The organism is Rhodococcus sp. 05-340-2 (assembly GCF_002258915.1).
Lineage (GTDB): Bacteria > Actinomycetota > Actinomycetes > Mycobacteriales > Mycobacteriaceae > Rhodococcoides.
On the sequence record NZ_NOYU01000010.1, the window covers coordinates 112,800 to 131,198 of the forward strand.

At 64.0% G+C, this 18,399-nt stretch carries 18 protein-coding genes and 1 tRNA gene; 5 read left to right on the forward strand and 14 right to left on the reverse strand.

Annotated features, from left to right (window positions below):
* Positions 1-8 precede the first annotated feature (8 nt).
* The 4 genes from CH271_RS04815 to CH271_RS04830 all read right to left on the reverse strand — a co-directional run bounded on the left by CH271_RS04815 (position 9) and on the right by CH271_RS04830 (position 2,545).
* On the reverse strand, positions 9-494 hold the full coding sequence (locus tag CH271_RS04815) for a hypothetical protein (RefSeq protein ID WP_094632855.1): 486 nt from the start codon (positions 492-494) through the stop codon (positions 9-11).
* Positions 487-1,143, reverse strand: a complete 657-nt coding sequence (locus CH271_RS04820; protein ID WP_143546007.1) for an RNA polymerase sigma factor — start codon at positions 1,141-1,143, stop codon at positions 487-489. The genes CH271_RS04815 and CH271_RS04820 overlap by 8 nt, the downstream gene beginning before the upstream one ends.
* Before the next feature lie 190 nt (positions 1,144-1,333).
* Positions 1,334-1,987: a hypothetical protein gene (locus CH271_RS04825; RefSeq protein ID WP_094632857.1), complete on the reverse strand. Its 654-nt coding sequence runs from the start codon at positions 1,985-1,987 to the stop codon at positions 1,334-1,336.
* A gap of 30 nt (positions 1,988-2,017) precedes the next feature.
* Positions 2,018-2,545, reverse strand: coding sequence for a hypothetical protein (locus CH271_RS04830; protein WP_037194096.1), 528 nt, complete (start codon positions 2,543-2,545; stop codon positions 2,018-2,020).
* 91 nt (positions 2,546-2,636) lie between these two features.
* On the opposite strand from CH271_RS04830, the gene CH271_RS04835 reads away from it, so the two are divergent.
* Both CH271_RS04835 and CH271_RS04840 read left to right on the forward strand, forming a co-directional pair.
* Positions 2,637-3,446, forward strand: coding sequence for an alpha/beta fold hydrolase (locus CH271_RS04835; RefSeq protein WP_037194098.1), 810 nt, complete (start codon positions 2,637-2,639; stop codon positions 3,444-3,446).
* A gap of 90 nt (positions 3,447-3,536) precedes the next feature.
* On the forward strand, positions 3,537-3,797 hold the full coding sequence (locus CH271_RS04840) for an MbtH family protein (protein ID WP_008710007.1): 261 nt from the start codon (positions 3,537-3,539) through the stop codon (positions 3,795-3,797).
* A gap of 10 nt (positions 3,798-3,807) precedes the next feature.
* Here CH271_RS04840 and CH271_RS04845 read toward each other — a convergent pair whose 3' ends face one another.
* A complete protein-coding gene (locus CH271_RS04845) occupies positions 3,808-5,271 on the reverse strand; it encodes a threonine/serine ThrE exporter family protein (protein ID WP_037194100.1) in 1,464 nt (487 codons plus the stop codon).
* 92 nt (positions 5,272-5,363) lie between these two features.
* On the opposite strand from CH271_RS04845, the gene CH271_RS04850 reads away from it, so the two are divergent.
* Positions 5,364-5,438: transfer RNA gene (locus CH271_RS04850), tRNA-Thr, on the forward strand.
* Positions 5,439-5,597: 159 nt separating this feature from the next.
* Here CH271_RS04850 and CH271_RS04855 read toward each other — a convergent pair.
* Positions 5,598-6,596 (reverse strand): DUF368 domain-containing protein, encoded by a 999-nt coding sequence (locus tag CH271_RS04855; protein WP_094632858.1) that lies wholly within the window; start codon positions 6,594-6,596, stop codon positions 5,598-5,600.
* Positions 6,597-7,223: 627 nt separating this feature from the next.
* Between CH271_RS04855 and CH271_RS04860 the strand changes: the two genes are divergently transcribed.
* Both CH271_RS04860 and CH271_RS04865 read left to right on the forward strand, forming a co-directional pair.
* Positions 7,224-7,505, forward strand: coding sequence for a hypothetical protein (locus CH271_RS04860; RefSeq protein WP_141216957.1), 282 nt, complete (start codon positions 7,224-7,226; stop codon positions 7,503-7,505).
* Positions 7,506-7,572: 67 nt separating this feature from the next.
* A complete protein-coding gene (locus tag CH271_RS04865) occupies positions 7,573-8,391 on the forward strand; it encodes a hypothetical protein (protein WP_141216956.1) in 819 nt (272 codons plus the stop codon).
* Positions 8,392-8,579: 188 nt separating this feature from the next.
* Here the strand turns inward: CH271_RS04865 and CH271_RS04870 are convergent, their stop codons facing one another.
* The 8 genes from CH271_RS04870 to CH271_RS04905 form a co-directional block, all read right to left on the reverse strand.
* Positions 8,580-9,389, reverse strand: a complete 810-nt coding sequence (locus tag CH271_RS04870; RefSeq protein ID WP_094632861.1) for a sugar phosphate isomerase/epimerase family protein — start codon at positions 9,387-9,389, stop codon at positions 8,580-8,582.
* A complete protein-coding gene (locus tag CH271_RS04875; RefSeq protein ID WP_094632862.1) occupies positions 9,386-11,104 on the reverse strand; it encodes an FAD-dependent oxidoreductase in 1,719 nt (572 codons plus the stop codon). The genes CH271_RS04870 and CH271_RS04875 overlap by 4 nt, the downstream gene beginning before the upstream one ends.
* 1 nt (position 11,105) lies before the next feature.
* Positions 11,106-12,191 carry a Gfo/Idh/MocA family protein gene (locus CH271_RS04880; protein ID WP_094632863.1) on the reverse strand — a complete coding sequence of 362 codons (1,086 nt, stop codon included), beginning with the start codon at positions 12,189-12,191 and terminating at the stop codon, positions 11,106-11,108.
* On the reverse strand, positions 12,191-13,024 hold the full coding sequence (locus CH271_RS04885; RefSeq protein WP_094632864.1) for an aldo/keto reductase: 834 nt from the start codon (positions 13,022-13,024) through the stop codon (positions 12,191-12,193). Before CH271_RS04885 ends, CH271_RS04880 begins: the two co-directional genes overlap by 1 nt.
* Positions 13,021-14,979 (reverse strand): oxidoreductase, encoded by a 1,959-nt coding sequence (locus CH271_RS04890; RefSeq protein ID WP_094632865.1) that lies wholly within the window; start codon positions 14,977-14,979, stop codon positions 13,021-13,023. Before CH271_RS04890 ends, CH271_RS04885 begins: the two co-directional genes overlap by 4 nt.
* 11 nt (positions 14,980-14,990) lie before the next feature.
* On the reverse strand, positions 14,991-15,860 hold the full coding sequence (locus tag CH271_RS04895; RefSeq protein ID WP_094632866.1) for a shikimate dehydrogenase: 870 nt from the start codon (positions 15,858-15,860) through the stop codon (positions 14,991-14,993).
* A 52-nt stretch (positions 15,861-15,912) separates the two neighbouring features.
* Positions 15,913-17,280: an MFS transporter gene (locus tag CH271_RS04900; protein WP_094632867.1), complete on the reverse strand. Its 1,368-nt coding sequence runs from the start codon at positions 17,278-17,280 to the stop codon at positions 15,913-15,915.
* Between the two features lie 164 nt (positions 17,281-17,444).
* Positions 17,445-18,344 (reverse strand): LysR family transcriptional regulator, encoded by a 900-nt coding sequence (locus CH271_RS04905; RefSeq protein WP_094632868.1) that lies wholly within the window; start codon positions 18,342-18,344, stop codon positions 17,445-17,447.
* Positions 18,345-18,399: the final 55 nt, after the last annotated feature.

Genomic DNA, 18,399 nt, shown 5'->3' on the forward strand with positions numbered 1-18,399 from the left:
CGGCCTTCCTACCACTGTCGATGAGGGGTCTGGATCAGCTGGGTGCTGTCGGAGAACGAAAACCGAAGCCGCCAAGGGCTTTCGCGGATGCCGGAGAACTCGAATCGGCCGGCGTCGTCGACGTGCGTCGTGCGGTCACCGTCGTCGGCGACGAGGGTGACGAACGTACCCGTGGGGATATCGGCGTCCTCGATCGTCAGCCAGCCGTCGATTCGTCCGGTCGTGGACGACTCCGGGGCGACCCGCACCAGCAGTGCGATGGCCCCCAGTTCGAACTCGAGGGTCTTGGCGTCCGAGGCTGCTCGGACCCCGGCAAGGTCGTCGGACATCACCAGGTGCATCTCCGCCCATTCGGACTCCACACCGGCCGCCGCGACGAACGCCACCAGATCGTCGGCGAGCCCCGGCGGTGGGGGATCGGCCTCCTGCCACATTCGGCCCAGCCGTTCGAGAATTGCCGAGTCGGCCGACCGAGGGCTGCTCTCTTCAGACACCGGTCACTCCCTGCTGTTCGAGGTCGGCACGCAAGGCGTCGAGGCACCGGCGGCGGATCACACCGACACTGCCGACCGCGAGTCCCAGGTCCGCGGCGAGCGACTTGTAGTCGGTCAGCTCGAGGCTGGCCGCAACGCGCGCCAGCCGTTGGCATCTGGCCGACAATCTGCTCACCGCCAGCCACAGCACCTGGGTATCGGACACCTGCAGAGCCTCGATTTCGGCAGAGGAACCTGGTTCGGGCTCGGGCACTCGGGCCGGGTCGAGCGCCACCGAACGTCTGTCGCGGCCCACCACACGCCACGATTCGCGACGCGCGGAGACCACGAGCCAGTGGCCGACGGCTCTGTTGTCACGCACCGAATCGGGACAACGGACGAGGGTCAGCCAGACCGTCTGCAGGACGTCCCGTGCTTGTTCTTCGTCGGTTCCTGCTGCTCGGACGACCTGCCAGAGGACCGGCGTGAGGAGTCGAACCAACTGCTCGAACCGGGCGGCATCGCCTCGGTCACTCCAGTCCCCGAACAGATCGCCTGCAGTGGCCCACAGCAGTCGATCGTCGGTCGGCTCGTCGTGTTCGGCGCTCGTCTCGGTCAGGGCAGCGCTGCACTCCATGGGACCCCCGTCCCTGGCTTCTACTACGGTCACATTGCACAGGAGTGCGATGGTGCTCTATTGATACACCTGTCCGCGGACCAGCGCTTGTTTTCGGTCGATCTCGAGAAGTGTTGTGAGAGAAGCAAATTAGAGGTGCTAACTGCGGACGTCGTCGGACAACGAAGATCGCCCCACCGAATCATCGATGGGGCGACCGTGGTGTCGATTCGGAAGCTGAGCGTCAGTCCTTGTTCTTCTCCGCGATGAACAGCTTCTCGATGCGCTCCGCCTCGTCCTTCTTGGCGGCGGCCTCGTCGGAACGCTCGGCGGCCTCGGCCAATTCGGCCTCGGACGGCGCGGCGGCCAGCTTCTCCTGCTTGTCGACCTGAGCCTGCTGGGCCTTCTTGCGATCCTCGGCGGCCTTCGCGGTGGCCGCGGCCTGCTCGTCGGCCTTCTTCTTGTCCGCAGCAGCCTTGCGCTCGGCTTCCTCCGCGGCTTCGCGTTTGCGTCGCTCGGCCTCCTGGCGGGCGTCACGTGCGGCTTCCTGGGCAGCGGCGTCGGCTGCGCGGCGATCCTTCTCGGCGGTCTCGCGAGCCACCTTCAGTTCGTCGTCGGCCGCGGTCTTCTTGGCCCGAGCCTCGGCGTCCAAGCGGGCTGCCTCGGCACGGTTCTCGGTGCTGTCGACGAGAGTCTCCCCGCGGTCGGCGAGGTTCTTGTCTCCCAACAGGTTTCCGACGGCACGGTCGAGTGATCCGAGCGTGTGCTCGTACACCAGCCGGGCGGGTGCTTCGGCATTCATCTTCTCGACCACATTGGTCTCGATGAGCTGCAACGGAATTCGAGCGATCTTGTACTGAATGCGAAGGATGGTCAGTGGTATGGCTAAAACGCTCATGTAGCGAAACTCCTGGTATGCGGTAGTGGGTCAGGCCTGATTGCGGAGCTCTTCGGCCTTCTTGCGATCGGCCTCGGCCTGCCGAAGTGCTTCCTGATGCTTCTGTGCGGCCACCATCTCGTCGGAGTCCGCGGCGGCCTGCTCGATGCGCCGGTCCTCGTCGGCCTCGATCTGCTCGGCGGTCGCGTCGACCTCCGCGGCAGCGCGCTCCTGTGCGACGGCCTCTCGCTTGTTCTGTTCGGCCGCGACCACCTGTGTCTCGCGAACTCGATCTGCCTGCGCCTCGGTCACCGCGGCATTTTCCTCCGCGGCCTCCCTGCGACTCTCGGCCGCAGTGCGCACGTCGGCCAGTTCCTCGGCGGCTTCGGTGGCCTGCGCCTCGGCGACCCGCTCCGTGGCCTGTGCTTCCTTGTGTTCACGGGCCTGAGCGGCCTGCAATTGGCCCTCGGCTGTCAACGAGTCGTTGCCGGTCACCGCGCCGACGACCTCTTTGGCCTTGCCCTTGATTCCGTCGAGCAATCCCTTGCGTGCTTCGCCCGCTACGTTCTCGTCAGTCATGTAACCCAGGTACCCACTGGCTGTTCGAGTAACCCCGCGCCCGGCCCGAACGATACGATCCCCGACGAACGCATCAGGAGTGAGGAGACGTATGCCTATCGCCAAGATCAACGGCATCGACGTGAACTACCAGGTCAAGGGCAGTGGAGACCTGGTAGTTCTGATCATGGGCACCGGCAGCCCCGGTCGCGTGTGGGAGCTGCATCAGGTGCCCGCTCTCACAGCAGCGGGTTACCGGGTGTGCACGTTCGACAATCGCGGCATCGCTCCGTCGTCGGAGAGCACGCACGGCATCACCATGGAAGACATGGTCGCCGACACCGCCGGCCTGATCGAGCTCGTCCGCAACGGCGACGAGAAGGCCTACGTCGTCGGAACGTCGATGGGCTCACGCGTCGCGCAGGAGCTTGCGCTGAGCAGACCCGACCTCGTGCGTAAAGCAGTGTTCCTCGCAGGCCACGCCCGCGTCGACGAGTTCCAGAAGACTCTCGCCCACGGCGAACGAGCGCTGTACGACAAGCGCGTCGAGCTTCCCGGCACCTACTCGGCTGCGGTGACTGCGGTGATGAACCTGTCGCCTGCAACGTTGCGTGACGCGCGCGGGGCACGCGACTGGCTGGACCTGTTCGAGTTCTCTGCCTCCTCGCCGTCCGCCGGAGTGCGCGCTCAGCTCGGCATGGAGGACGATTTCGATCGAACTGCGGCCTACCGCGGCGTGGCGGTGCCGTGCCTGTCGGTCGGGTTCGCCGACGATCGAATGATCCCGCCGTACTTGGGCAAGGAGTTGGCCGACGCCATTCCCGGTGCCCGGTACGTGGAGATAGCGGACGCCGGGCACTACGGATATCTCGAGCGTCCCGAGGCCGTCAATGCGGAACTGCTCGGCTTTCTCGAGGCCTGACGCCACCAAGGCCCGACCTGCGTTGCTAGGGTCGTGTGGCACCTCACGGTGCAGACTTACCAATCAAACGTTCGCGACGAGTGAGGCGAGATGAGTACCAACCCGTTCGATGACGAAGACGGACGCTTCTTCGTGCTGGTCAACGACGAAGACCAGCATTCGCTGTGGCCGACGTTCTCCGAGGTCCCCCAGGGATGGCGTGTCGTCTTCGGTGAAGACACCCGCGCCGCGTGCTTGGAGTACGTCGAGAAGAACTGGACCGACATGCGTCCGCGCAGCCTGCGTGAGGCCATGGAGGCCGACGCTGCTGCACGCGCATCCGCTGAGGGAACCCCCAGCACAGAGGCCTGAGTTCCGCCTTCTACGAAGGGCTCGTACCGCGCCGCCGACGAACAGTCGGTCGGCGCGGTTCTTCTGTGCGGCGAAGCGTCGGGCGCAGTAGTTCCTCGGTGCGCGCGATGATGCGTGGTCGACGCAAGGTGCGGGCACCCCACTCGCCCAGTGTCACTCCGGCAGCCAGGCCGCAGCCGACGCCGAACGCCGCGAACAACGAGCTGATGCCGAGTAGCAGCTGGTCGTTGAGGATCGCGTACAGACCGCGGTACAGCGCCAGGCCGGGGAGCAGAGGAGTGATGCCCGCGACGGCGACGATCAAGGGCGGAATCAGCGCACGACGAGCCAGCAGACCACCCGCGAATCCGACGACGGTGGCAGCGATGGCCGAGGCGATGATCGGTCCCACGTTGAGCGTCTGCGAGAGCAGGTACACCAGCGAGCCCGCGAAGCCGCCCATGAAGGCAGCCGTCAGGGCACGACGCTCGGCGTAGCAGGCCAGTGCATAGAACAGTGACGCTGCTGCGCCGGCGATCACCTTGGTGGGGACCTGCAGGATGTCCGGTGGCGCCAGGTTGCTGATCTGCGGCAGATCGCTGCCGATCAGCGCGGCCAACCGCAGAGATGTCGCGACGCCGGCGATGATGCCGCCGGTCATCATCAGTACCTCGAAGAATCTCGATACCGCGGTGATCGGGGCCCCGGTGATCGCGTCCTGCACCGAGCCGACGAGGGACAGGCCCGAGAGCAGCACGATCACCCCGGCCGCGATGATCTGAGACGGCGAGATGCTGATGTTCAGCTGGTCCTGGAAGTTGTAGAGCGTGATCGCCGGTGTCGCCGCCACGAAGCCGCCGACAACCTGCTGGAAGAAGAACGGCAGACCCGCGCGGTTGAGGACGCGTCCGATGCGGTCGATCACCATCGTTGTCAGGAAGCTGACCACAGCCACCAGCGCGCCACCGCCGAGCAGCACACTGATGGCCGCGGCCATGCCGGACCACGCGAGGGTGGCGATCCACCGGTTGTACGGGTGCGGAGCCTTGGTGATCTCGTCGAGCCGCTCGAGCGCTGCACTCGGCGGAACCATCTTGACGCGCACGGCACGAATGAGACGGTCGACCTCGGCCAGACGTGTGAAGTCCATCGAGCGGTAATGCACGATGCGCATCGTCGACGCCGGAGGACGCGTCGGGCCGCGGTGCGCACTGAGGGTGATCGAGTTGTACGTGACGTCCACATCGCAGCGTGCGAGGCCGTACGTCGCGGCGATGAACTGCACCTGGGTCGCCGTATCCATGGCCGCCGTGCCCGAGGCCAGTAGTACTTCGCCGACGCGAACCGCGAGGTCCAAGACCTCCGCAACCGACGCATCGTCGGTCAGATCGATCGGACGAAGAGGTGACGGTGCAGCGGTCGGCGTATCGATGGTGGCCCGACGCTCACCGGTGAGACGGCTCAGCGAAGCCGTCAGGTCTTGCAGGAAAGTCATGACCGTCTTTACACGTTGCTGGGGTGATCCACCGACAAGGTACCTGTTGACACTGAGCGTCCGATGAACGGATATGATTGCCTCGCTTCACTGCCTCCTTAGCTCAGCGGTAGAGCACTCGCCTTGTAAGCGAGCGGTCAACGGTTCAATCCCGTTAGGAGGCTCCACTGCTCCGATCCCGCTGCTGGGGTCGGGGTTTTTGTGTCTGTGGGGGCCGGTGTGGAGGGTTCGCGCGCACATACGCCCCTAGCGGGAATTCACGGCGCCTGCAGGCGGTGCGGATTCCGACGAGGGGCGTGGATGGCCGGCTACGCCTGCCGTTTCGGTCAGGACGTACGCGTAATTGCCAGTCGCCGCTGAGCGATGGCAACCACAGCCACGATCGCAACTCCGACGGCGAACAATCCCAAGGCAGCGGGCCATTCGTTGCCGACGGCCAGCAGCTCTCTGTTCTCGCCCTGCCACGGCCACAGCGCGCGCAACGACCCCAACAGCAGGCCGGCAGCGGCGACCATCGCGAGATCGTGGTAGTTCGCCAGCAACCACTCGAGCACTCGAACGAAGCTGACCAACCCCACCAGAGCGCCCAACGCGAAGACGGCCAGGTACGTCAGGTTCCGCTCGTCGACGGCCGTGAGCGTCGGCGCATACAGGCCGATGACCAGGAGAAAGAACGACCCCGACACGCCTGGCAGCACGAGCGCACATATGGCGATCGTCGCGGCGAAGAACACCAGAATCAACGACGGGCTCGACGGCTCGACCCCGGGTAACGACGTGAGAACAACGACTCCGGCAGCGAGAACGACGAACAGAAGTACGGCAGACAGTCGAGACCGGGTGGTGCAGAAAGCGCCACGCGTGATCTCCATGAACGGGATCGCCACCGACATCGCGATCATGCCCATGAACAATGCCTTGGAGTGGACGGGCTGATCCGTGACGAACGACGCCATGATTCCCGCCACCGAGAACACCATCAACAGCATGCCGACACCGACCGTGACGAGCAGCCACCAATCGACCTGACGGACCTCGGCGCGCACGTCGGACCTCGTCGCCACGGCCTTGGGGATGTCCGTCAGATGCTTCGCCGACGCGATGGCCCTGGTGTAGATGCCGGTGACCAGGGCGACCGTGCCGCCGGAGACCCCGGGAACCGTTTCCGCCAGACCGATCAGACCGCCGCGAACGACGTTCGCCGCCAATTCCGTCGCCGGCGGCCGTCCCCTGGGAACTTCATCGAGTCCGGGGCGCTGATCCAGGCTGGGTCGACTCTGCTCGTTGTCCCCATAGTCGGAGGGCGTCTGCCGGTTCGTCGTCATGCCCGAATCGTCCCAAATGCCGCTATGTCACCTGACACCGGCTCGATCAGCGCCGATCGTTCGGCGACGGTGCCTGGTTCCTGAACCCGGTTATGTACTGCAGGTCAACGGTTCGATCCTGTCAGGAGGTTCCACTGCTCCGATCCCGATCCCGGGGGTCGGAGTTCTTTCGTTCGCGCCCCGCGTTGGATCAGCTCCTCGCTTTCGGAAATCCGACGCCGATCGGAGTCGGGAATCCGAAACGGAGGAGCCGATTCGGGGGCGTACGTTACCCGCCCCCTGCGTGCTTGCTGAAGGTTAACCAGTCTGCCGACGCAGTTCGAGGGGTGACGGTGCCTCGAACATGTCAGGTAGGAAAACCCGGTAGATGAGGCGGTGCTGGTCAACGGTGACATCCGGATCGGGATTCGACACAATTTGCCGTAAGTACTGGATCGAAGCCGGCTTTCGATGTACTTCGAGCTGTTCAGCCGTTCCGGTTTCGTGATTGCGTTCCCGTGCGAGGTATCGTAAGTGAGCGGGTGTCAGCCGCGGGCACGGGTGAAGATGTTGATGCCTGAAAAGTTGCTGGATCGGACCGTCGCCCGTGCGAAATTTGCGACGAAGTGTTTAGATATCGATATGCCTGTGTCGGGAGGTAACACAAATAATTCGCGCGCTATCGGTGATGTCGTCGATGTAGTTCGACCTGAGAGCGGGGTCTGCGCCGGGACCATCGTCGAGGATTTCGTCGATGTGTTGTCGGCCTCGAACGACCTCGGTCGAGACTGGGCGCAACCGCGGCGATGGGCGGTCGCGCTCGAGACCGGTGTGCTCGTCTTCGTCGACGATGCAGATCTCGACGACGCGGATCTCGACGACGCAGATCTCGACGAGGGGGATACCGATGATGCCCCACGAAAACGATGACCGGATGGGAGATCGGTCTCTGTGTCGTGGGTGCGGCCGCCGTGAAGCGGAAAAGGTCCGACACACGATGAATGTGATGAAGTTCTGGGAGTCGTGGTTGCCCGGGAGGCGTAGAACTGCGCGAGTGCAGACCGCGGCGGTGGTGTCCCGAGCACGAAAAGCGTTTCTGCATCATCAGAAGCTGGCGCGTACTGCGCAGATTACCGGCAGCGCCGATGATCGGCATGCCGCAGATGTAGCGCGCAGGTATTGCCAGCATCGGTGGTTCGCGATCGGCGAGGCAATGCGGTCTCTACCCAAACGGGAGCAGGAGTTGGTGCGGGTGTGGGACCACGCTGCCGCGATGACGTGGTGGCACCGAACCGGTGATCGTCAGGGGTGGGCTCGCTTCGAAGCGGCTGCGGCGCAAGTGATTGCGGCATTGCCCGACGGTGTGAGTTCCGACGCTGTCGCTGCGGTGATCGAGACGAACGCACGTCGTTGCGAACTGGAGTTGCAGCGGTGGAGCGATATCGATCCCGATCCGTCGGTACCGGGTGGGCCGGAGCCGATCGACCAAAACGAATTGCTGAACCTGCTGCGCGAAAACCAGTTGCAGGTGCTCACCGACGAGTCGGGATCGGTGCGTGCGGATGAGGCGCTGCGGTATTTCGAGCCGTGGCTGTGTGAGTCGATCATGGAGTTGTCGCGCCCACAGTCCCAGGACAGGCTGCTCGAGATCGCCGATCGACGGCGCGCGCTGCGAGTGCGTTTCTCGGGGCACGTCGCCGGTCGGAGTGATCCGACACCCGCATGCCGAACCGCGTCCGGACAGCATCACGCGCACCCGCCTGTTCTGCGGCTTCGCGGGATGCCGCCCTGGCACCGGAAATCGCCGACTACGTAGATGATCGACCAGGCCGGCCGCAGATCTTGCCTGTCGACGACGCTGCTTCGCAAATAGTTCAGAAACCCAGTGCGGACGTCCTTCTTGGACCTTCCGGTGCTCGGTGATGGGGTGTCGTGTTTGCGAGTTCGGCGTGGATGTTCAGTGGGTGGGTGCTGTCGTTGTCGATCTTCGCTCCGCAGCGATGGTCATTTGCGTGCCAGCAACTCCCGTGCAGCCGACACGAGGGAATCGAGCCAGGCGTCGGTGCCGACCTCCTGGCGCAGTGGCTCGTTGGGAAGCTCGATGCTCACGGGGAGGTCGCCAGGTAGCGTCGCCCAGATTCCATCGAGGTCGATGCCGCCGCTGCCCGGGACGAGTCTCTCTTCGCGGGCGTGACGAATGAGTTCGGCCGTCTCGGTCGGCGCTGGGACACTTCCATCGCACAGCTGTGCGTAGTGCAGCCAGTCCCGTGGGATCTCGGCCAGTTCTGCCAGCGTTGTCGCCGAACGGTCCACGTGCAGTGCGTCGATGAGGATGCTCCGGCCGGGACCGTCGGCCTGCGAGACGACGTCGAGTGCAGCGCGGGCATCGGGTACCGCTGTCCAGGGCATGAATTCGAGGCTGGCAACCATCGAGTAGTCAGCGCACAGCGCCGCGAATTGCGCGTAGGAGTCGGTGAGCCGAGAGCGGTCGTGGTCATCGCCGCCGACCAATACGGCTTTGGCTCCGAGACGTGCACCGGCAGCCACGAAGCGTTCGTACTCGGACGACCGGAAATCCTCTCCCAGACGGACGATTTCGAGGTCGAAGACCGTGACCGAGGAGTCCGCCAGGCGTCGGGCCAGCTCGTCGAGATCCGCTTGGTTCTCGTGCAGCGGATAGGCCGTGGTCCCTGGGGAAGCGGGCAGCAGTCGGACGCCGATGGTGTCGAAGCCGTGCTTCTCGGCCAGCGCCACTTGCTCGAGTGGTGCACTGTCGAGCACAGTGAGCGCGGCGAGCCCCAGAGCTGGCGTCATGATGGTGTTCCTGTCTGTGTGGCGAGGCGACGGCCGGTGAGGTAGCCGAATGTCATTGCGGGTCCGAGGTTTATTCCGCCGGAGGGGTAGTGCCCACCCATCACACTGGCTTGATCGACGCCCACTGCGGAAAGACCGGCAATCGGCTCGTCGCCGGCATCGAGGACCCGAGACGATGCGTCGGTGATCAATCCCGCGAACGTGCCGAAGCTGCCCGGGATGACCTTCACTGCGTAGAACGGTCCCTTCTCGAGGGGAGCCAGTGAAGGATTCGGCCACGGGTTCGACGCATCCCCGGATGCTCGATTGAATGCGGTTGTTCCCCTATCGAACTCGAGATCGACGCCGTCTCGTGCCCCCTCGTTGAACGCAGCAACGGTTTTGTCGAGGCCGTCGGGATCCACTCCGATCTTCTCGGCAAGTTCTCGCACGGTCTTTCCGCGCTGCAAGTAGCCGGACCGCAGGTACGGCAAGGTGGGGATCGGAAAAGGCTTCGCCATTCCGAGAGGGAGGTAGCGAATGTACTGCTGGTCCGCGATCAGCCACGAACAGACTTCCTCGCCATCGGGAACCGTGTCCATCATCGCCAGGGTGTAATCGTGGTATCCCAGCGCCTCGTTGACGAATCGTCGCCCGTCGGCGAGGACGCCGATCACCCCAGGTTTACCGCGATCGAGGATGTGTGGGAATACGCCTTCTTTTCCGTTGCGATACTTGATGATCGAAACCGGGCAGTAGGCGACGGGCGAGGCGAGTGACGTATCCAGTCGTCCACCCACCGATTCGCCGAGCGAGATCCCCTCTCCCGTGGTCGTTTCCGGAGTCAATGTGCGATGTTCGGTGACGGATGGGCTGCGCGGGAACAACTCTCGACAACGATCGAGATCATGGGTGAATCCGCCGGTCGCCAGGACGACACCGCTGCGTGCGTGCACGCTGTAGGCACCATCAGGCCCGGTGAGACGAACGCCCACGACGCGGCCGCTCTCATCGGTGATCAGAGCTGTCGCTGCGGTGCGAACTCGGATATCGACATCGGAGTCGAGCGCGGACCGGAGCAAGCGACCGACCAGTGCTGTGCCGTTGACGAGATGCTGTCCTCGCCGCTTTGTCGCGAGATCGAACATGTGTCGGGTGACGCGTCGGGCGCAATGCGCGAATGCCGACACCGATCTGGTGCCGTGCAGGAATCCCTGCAGATCGGGTCCGGCCATGATTCCCATTCCGAGGAAGGAGGTTTCGTAGAGTTGCCGCCGCAGGAGGACTGCAACGTCGGGTCCGAGCGTGCGGAGGTCGACCGGTTTCGGAGCCACTGAGCGATTGCCGGTGCCGGCTCCGGGGGTGTCGCCGTGGATGTCGGCGACGTGTGTACCGGGGACGAACTGCAGCGCGGTGTTCTTCTCGAAGAATTCGACCATTTCCGGTGCACCGTCGAGTAGGGCGTCGACTTTGGCGGCGTCGAAGTTCTCGCCGAGTCTGTGTTCGAGGTAGGTGCGCGGGGTTTCGCGGTCTTCATGGAGCCCGGCGGCGTGGGCGAACCTGGTGCGCGGTGTCCACATCCATCCGCCGGACCATGCGGTGGCACCTCCGCAGACATCGGCTTTCTCGACGACGAGAACCGAGGCACCACCTCGAGCGGCCGCGATTGCGGTCGACAGACCACCCGCACCGGACCCGATGACGACGACGTCGTAGATATTGTCGGTGGGTGTCATGTCAAGATCCTTCCGAGACGAGTGTCGTTGTAGGAGTGAGGTCGACGACGCGGCCGGTCCGTGAGGACTCGTAGATTCCGGCCACTATCGCGAGCGAGGCCCGGGCGTCGCGTCCGGTCACGGCTGGGCGACTCCCGGTGAGGATCGCCTCGGCGAAGTCCTGAACCTGAAGAGTGTGAAAGTCGGCGAGTCCAGCGTTGACCTCGTCGACATCGAGGTTGGCATCGGTATCCGCGGAGAACACGGTGCCGAGCGATACCTCACCGGGAACGGTCCACAGCTCGTTCACGCCTTCGCTGCCCTCCGGAAATTCGAGAACGCTGGCTATGGCACCGGTACTGCCGACGACGGTCACCCGGTTGCCGAGGTTGAGGTTGGCACCGGTGGTGGCAGTGACAGTCGCCGTCCCGCCGGAAGCGAAGGAGATGACTGCGGAGGCGGAGTCTTCGGTCTCCATATGGTCACCGTGAGTGTGGGTGCGGATGAAACCGGCGACGGACACGGCCTCGCCCATGAACCATTGCAGCATGTCGATCTGGTGGATCGCTTGGGTCATGAGTACGCCTCCTCCGTCGGTGTCCCAACGGCCGCGCCATGCGTCCGCCGAGTAGTACGCCGAGGGCCGATGCAGAACGACCGAGGCTTCCCCGAGCATCGGAACTCCGAGTCGTCCGTCGTCGATGGCAGCTCTGATTCGCTGGGAAGCTGGCCAGAATCGTCGCTGGAAAAGTACGCCGAAGGTGACCCCCGCGCGGTCGGTCGCGTCGATCATTCGGTCGGCCGCGGCCAGGTCCACTGCTATCGGCTTCTCGCACAACACATGTAGACCCGCAGCGGCTGCGGTGAGTACGACCTGCTCGTGTACTGGATGCGGGGTGCAGACGGTTACCGCATCGAGCCCATGTGCGATCAACTCCTCGACACTGCGCACTCCGAAAGCAATGCCGTTGTCGACGGGAAACTTTCGAGCGCGATCGAGATCGGTGTCGCAGCATCCGACCACCTCGACGCTGTCGATCAGCCGCAGGGCTCGGGCGTGATTGCGCGCGATCCGTCCGCATCCGACGATGCCGATACGCAGTGCCATCAGTAGTGCTCCTCTTTCTCTGGATTTCGTGCGGCCGATTCGCCCCGGTCCAGATCAGCGAGTGCGGCGATATCGTCGTCGGCGAGCTGTATCCCGCGTGCTGCCAGGTTCTCTGCTTGTCTGGCCGGGTTCGCGGATCTCACGATCGGAACCACCCCGTTGTGCAGGTGCCAGGCCAGCGCGACCTGTGCAGGCGTGCACCCGAGGCGCGTTGCGATGGCGGCGACGACATCGGAGGCGACGACCTCTCCGCGACCCAAGGGGCTCCACGACTGGGTCACGACGCCGAGTTCGTCGTGTACCCGACGGATCGGGCGGCGTGCCAGTGTCGGATCCATCTGAATTTGGTTGACAGCCGGTGCTTCTCCGGTTGCAGCAGTTGTCCGCCGAAGATGTTTCTCGGTGAAGTTGGATACTCCCACGTATCGCACGAGCCCGGCGTCACGGCAGTCGAGCAGTGCTTCGAAGGCCGCTACGTACCTGTTGTGCTTGGGAAGTGGCCAATGAATCAGGAACAGATCCAGGTAGTCCAGGCCGAGTCGGTCGATACTGCGTTCGATCGCACCGCGAACATCACCGGAGACGTGGTCGGTACCGCGGAGTTTGGTGCAGACGAACAGCTCGCCTCGGGGAACCATGCACTCGGACAATGCTCTTCCCACTGCCTCCTCGTTCTCGTACACCGCTGCGGTGTCGATGGACCGGTATCCGGATTCGATTGCGGTCAGGACGGCATCGGTGGCGGGTCCACCGGTCAGTGGCCACGTGCCCAGCCCGATGGCGGGGATGGCCTCGCGGATATCGATGGTGGGCCGGGAGCGGGGCAGCGTCATGCGTCGACCTGTTCCTTCGAGACTGCAGCCGCGTCGACGGTGATGCGGGCAGCCACGTCGGCGGCAGTGACGAGTGCAGCGTGGATGGAACCACCGTCGCCGCTTGCATCACCGACGGTATGAACTCCCAAACGCGGCTCGAGGGATCTCGCGATGTCCAGCAAATCCGTACGGGGCTCGATGCCGTGGGATATGAGCAACTCGCCGGGTGCGTCGACCCAGCGGGTCTGTCCGTCGGTGCGGATCTCGACTCGGCCATGGTCGACGGCGGTGACGATCGACGACAGGTACGTGGTCAGACCGGCAGCCGCTGCGAGGCGAGGAAGGAGCACGATCTTGCCGCGCCGCCCTACGTCATGGGCGATCTGCTGCTGTGGCCCCACCATCACTACACGCGTTCCGCGTTGCAACAGGTCGTCGGCGACTGCTGCTGCTTCGCGGTCGGCACCGAAGATGGTGATCGCGGGCGGTGGTGATTCCGCTGCGAGTAGGAACTCTCGGACGTCTCGCACGCGGCGGGTATGTGAACCCGGAAGGTCGATCGTAGGTCCGCGCCCTCCGGTGGCGAGGACGATCGTATCGAAGTTCCCCTCGGCCAGCGCTCGCCCCTCGACGGTCTCGCCGAGGTGGGTGGTGACGTTCAGATCGGCCAGTTCGTCGAGATACCACTGCACGATCTGCCGGTACTCCGGGTACTCGTGCAGGCTCGATGCGAGCGCGAAATCACCTCCGAGAGTAGGCCTCTCGTCGAACAGGTCCACTCGATGGCCTGTGAGAGCGAGTTCACGCGCCACCGCCATGCCGGCGGGGCCACCGCCGACGACCGCTGCAGCGAACGCGTCGGACACACGCAGGCTCGGTTGGTCGATCTCCCGGCCGACCCATGGGTTGACCGAGCACGGAATCGGCCCCGCGGCAAGGGAGTCGATGCAGTAGTTGCACGCTATGCACGGGCGGTACCGCTCGCCGGCGAGGACGCGGTTCGGGAAGTCAGGATCAGCGTGCAGGGTTCGTGCCATGCTCACGAAATCTGCTTGGCCGGAGGAGATCACCGCGTCGGCGGCCTCGGGGCTGCTGATTCGTCCTGCGACACCGACGGGGATCTCGAAGTCACGGGTGTATTGCTCCGCATACGGCGCGAGAAGTCCGCGCTTCCACTCGCCGGGCTGGATGATCCATTGGCCAGCTTCGTAGTTTCCTGCCGAGACGTCGAGGAAGTCCAGGCGGTCGGTGTCGATGGCGTCGATTCTGGCGCGGGTGGTCTCGGCGTCGAGACCGTTGTCGATCCCCTCGAACGCAGAGAACCGAATTCCGAGAGCCACGTCCGGAGCTGCTGCGCGTACGGCGTCGATGACGCGGTTGACGAACAGTGTGGGCTCGGCCCATTTGTCGTCACGGAGATTGTAAGCGGGGGAGAGGAATTGGTGGATCAGGTAGCCGTGTCCCCCGTGCAGGGAGATGACATCGACTCCTGCTTGACGGCATCGACGGGCAGCTTCACCGAAGCATTCGATGATGTGCTCGATATCGTCCTCCTCGAGCTGTTCGGGCATCTCGCCGCCGACGACCGCGCAGGGAACGGGCGACGGGGCGACGGGGGTGAATCCGCTGACACTTCCTTGGGCAGTCCGGCCGCCGTGGTTGAGTTCGACGCCGACAAGTGCTCCGTGGGCATGAAGCGCATCGGCCATCTTTCTGATTCCGGGGATCCGTTCGTCGACGTCGACGCCCATCTGTCGGATGCGTCCCTTACCGTCGGCGCGGACGTAGCTGGCTTCGGTGAAGATCAGGGCCGCTCCGCCTGCGGCTCGGCGTTCGAGGTAGGCGATGTAGCGATCGGTCATGGTGCCGTCGATCTCGCAATAGTTGCGCTCCATCGGTGCGGAGACGAATCGGTTTCGGAGGGTGAGTGTGCCGATTCGAAGCGGCTGGGCGAACGAGGGAAGTGTACTCACTGTTGTTCCTCTCACGCTGCGATCGATTGCGCAGCAACGAGTTCGGTGAGATGTTGACGCATTCTTTCTCGATCGGGGGCCGCCCCGGTGAGGAGGGCGAACGTGTCTGCGGCCTGGGCGACGAGCATTCGTCCGCCATCGAGCACTGGGGATCCGGCGACGCGTGCGGCGGAGATGAGCTCGGTCTGCATCGGTCGGTAGACGATGTCCGCCACCCACATGGACGCGCGCAAAGCCGCCGTGTCGAACGGGGTGCCGGGATGGCCGGTCATTCCGATCGGAGAGGCGTTGACCACTCCGTGCGATGTCGCGAGAATCGATTCGATCGCGTCGGGTGTGAACGGTGTTGCCGTCGCTGTCGGTATGGACTGCGAGAGACGTGTGCTCAACTCCTGCGAGCGGTTGCGGTCGACATCACAGATACGGAGGTCCGTCACTCCTGCGGCCGCAAGAGCGAATGCGACGGCAGAGCCGGCCCCGCCTGCTCCGATCAGTGCCACGCGGCCCAGCTCGGCTCCGGGGAGTCCGGTGCGTAGCGCGGACATGAATCCTGTGTGGTCCGTGTTGAATCCGATGGATTTGCCGTCACGCACGGCAATGGTGTTGACGGCACCGAGCATCCGGGCATCGTCGGACAACTCGTCCAACGAATCGATGATCGTTTGCTTGAACGGGTGGGTGACGTTGAATCCGGTGTAGCCGGCCGAGATCGCCTCGTGCAGAGGGCGGCCCGGATCCGACTGCATGTCGAGTTCGATCAGTTCGTAGCAGTAGTCATCGAGGCCGAGACGGGAGGCCTCGCGGTTGTGCAGGTCGGGCGAGAGCGATGTCGAAATCGCGCTGCCGATCAGTCCGATGTGATGGTGCGTGTTCGTGGACACGGTGAGCCCTTCGATTGTGTCGAATCCGAAACTGCGCGAGAGGAATTCCGGGTCAGGCGGAGTTGTCCGCAAGCAGCTTGGCAGGCTTTCCGGCCTGCGCCTGCTCAGTGGCTTTCTCGCCGAGTTCCTCGGTGGGAGTGCGGAAGGTTTCGGGTCCGGTCAGAACCGCGACAGCAGCCAGAGCGGCGAAGCCCATGCACATCCAGGCGACCGGTCCCCAGTTGCTGGTGTCGCCGGAGGTGATCGACTGAGCGATGGCGGGGGTGAAGCCGGCGGCGAGAAGGCCGAGCATGAGGCTCACCGCCATACCGGTGTAGCGAACCTTGGCGGGAAACTGCTCGGGAAAGTATGCCGGGTAGATGCCGTTGGGCATGGCGTAGAAGACGCCGATCAGAACGATGCCCGCAGCGAAAACCATTGGTACGCTGCCGGTGCCGATGGCATGGAAGAATGCGAACACCATGGCACCTGCGCCGAGGACGCCGACGACGAAGACCGGTTTGCGTCCGATGCGGTCGGCAAGGATGCCGTAGAGCGGCTGGGTGAGGACGGCGACAAAATTTGCGGACGCGATGGCGAGCAGCATCGTGGTGCGCTCGAAACCGACGACGTTCACCGCGTAGGCGAGAGCGAAGACGTTGACGATCGTGTTGATCATCGCGAAGCTGGCGCTGAGGCTGATGCGGATGACCGTGCGCCAATGGGATCGGAACATCTCGACGACGGGAACACCCGCGGTCTCGTCCTGCTCTTTGAGTTCCTCGAAAACTTCGGGCTCGTCGAGGCTGCGTCGCAGCCAGATCGCGACGGCTGTGACGATGATGCTGAGCAGGAACGGTATACGCCATCCCCAGGAATAGAGGTCTTCGTCGGGTAGCGCTGCGACGGGGATGAACACCAGGCTCGAGATGACGATGCCGAACATGATGCCGCTCATCGTGAACGAGGTGAAGAATGCGCGACGGTGCGCTGGTGCGTGTTCGAGCGTCAATGCAGAGGACCCCGGTGACTCGCCGCCGGCGGACAGGCCCTGCAGCAGTCGCAGAATGACGAGGATGATCGGTGCAGCGATTCCGATGGTGTCGTATGTGGGGAGGCAGCCGACCAGAACCGTAGCGATGCCCATCATGAGCAGACAGCCCAGCAACGCGTTCTTTCGGCCGTAGCGATCACCGAGGTGGCCCCACAGAACCGCTCCGAGGGGCCGTGCGATGTAGGCGACACCGAGGGTTCCGATCGACAGCAGGGTGGCGGTCGGTCCGCCGCCGGTGAAGAAGATGGCGGGGAACACGAGCGCGGCGGCGGAGCCGTAGATGAAGAAGTCGTAGTACTCGAGTGCACTTCCGAGGAAGCCTGAGGCCGCCGCGCGCCGCGCATTCCTGTTCGGATGGGCGGTGGCAGAAGCGGATTTGCTTGCCATGACAGTTCCTTCTCTCTCGCGCTGCACGTGGCGGCGACGGTGACGGTCGGGGCTCGCTGGGACGTCGTTGGTATGACGTGCTTCACAACGGGCTACAGAAAACGAGAGTGTCACGCCCGACTATGCCGCGTCCAACACTAAAAAAATCTGAGATAAAGACTGGATCAGTCTTGAACCGGGGTAGGCAAGATTTCCTCTGCGATCCGGAGCGCGACCGCCATGGCGGGACTCGGCGGTGCGCTGGACCACGCAATCGCGTGTGGCATGTACACCGGCTCACCGGTCAGCGGGACGAACACAGTGCCTGGGGGAAGAATCTCCGCAATGCCGTCCGACATCAGAGCGACGCCCACTCCAGCGGCCACCAGCATCAAGATCATGTACGGGTCGGTGATCTCCTGAACGATCTGCGGACGGAACCCGGCGTCCAGGCAGGCCCGCATGGCAATTTCCTGCAGTGAAGATCCTGCGGAGATCGGTGTGGTGACGAACCCGTCGTCGGACAGGTCGCGCAGATCGATCTTCGCCTCGCCGGCCAGCCGGTGATCGGACGGCAGTACTGCGCCGAACGGTTCGCGTCGGATGAGTCGAGTGGTAACCGACGGCGACGTCACGGGCAAGCCGACGAAGGCCAGGTCGAGGGCTCCACTTTCGATCTGGTTCACTGCATCACGAGTCATGATCCGCCCGACGAGGGTCAGTTCGATATCTGGATGGCGCTGGCGAAGCGTTCGGGTGAGCGGCGGTAGCGCGCGATGGTTGAGAACGCCGGTGAAGCCGATCCTGATTCTTCCGTACACACCTCCCTCGGATGCACGGGTCGCGTGCCGAGCGGTTTCGATACCTTCGAGGACTCGGTGTGCGTGCGGGAGAAACGCATGGCCGGCCGCAGTCAGCTCCACACTTCGTGTGCTTCTGTCGAACAGGGTTGTCCCGAGATCTTTCTCGAGTTTGCGGATTGTCTGACTCAGCGGAGATTGAGCCATTCTTAGTCGTTGCGCGGCACGGCCGAAATGAAGTTCTTCGGCAACGGCTACGAATGATTCGAGCCAGCGAATTTCCACGAGATTTCTCCGGTCGTCAGGGTGGAGGTTGACTACTGTGCCCCACGTCATATAG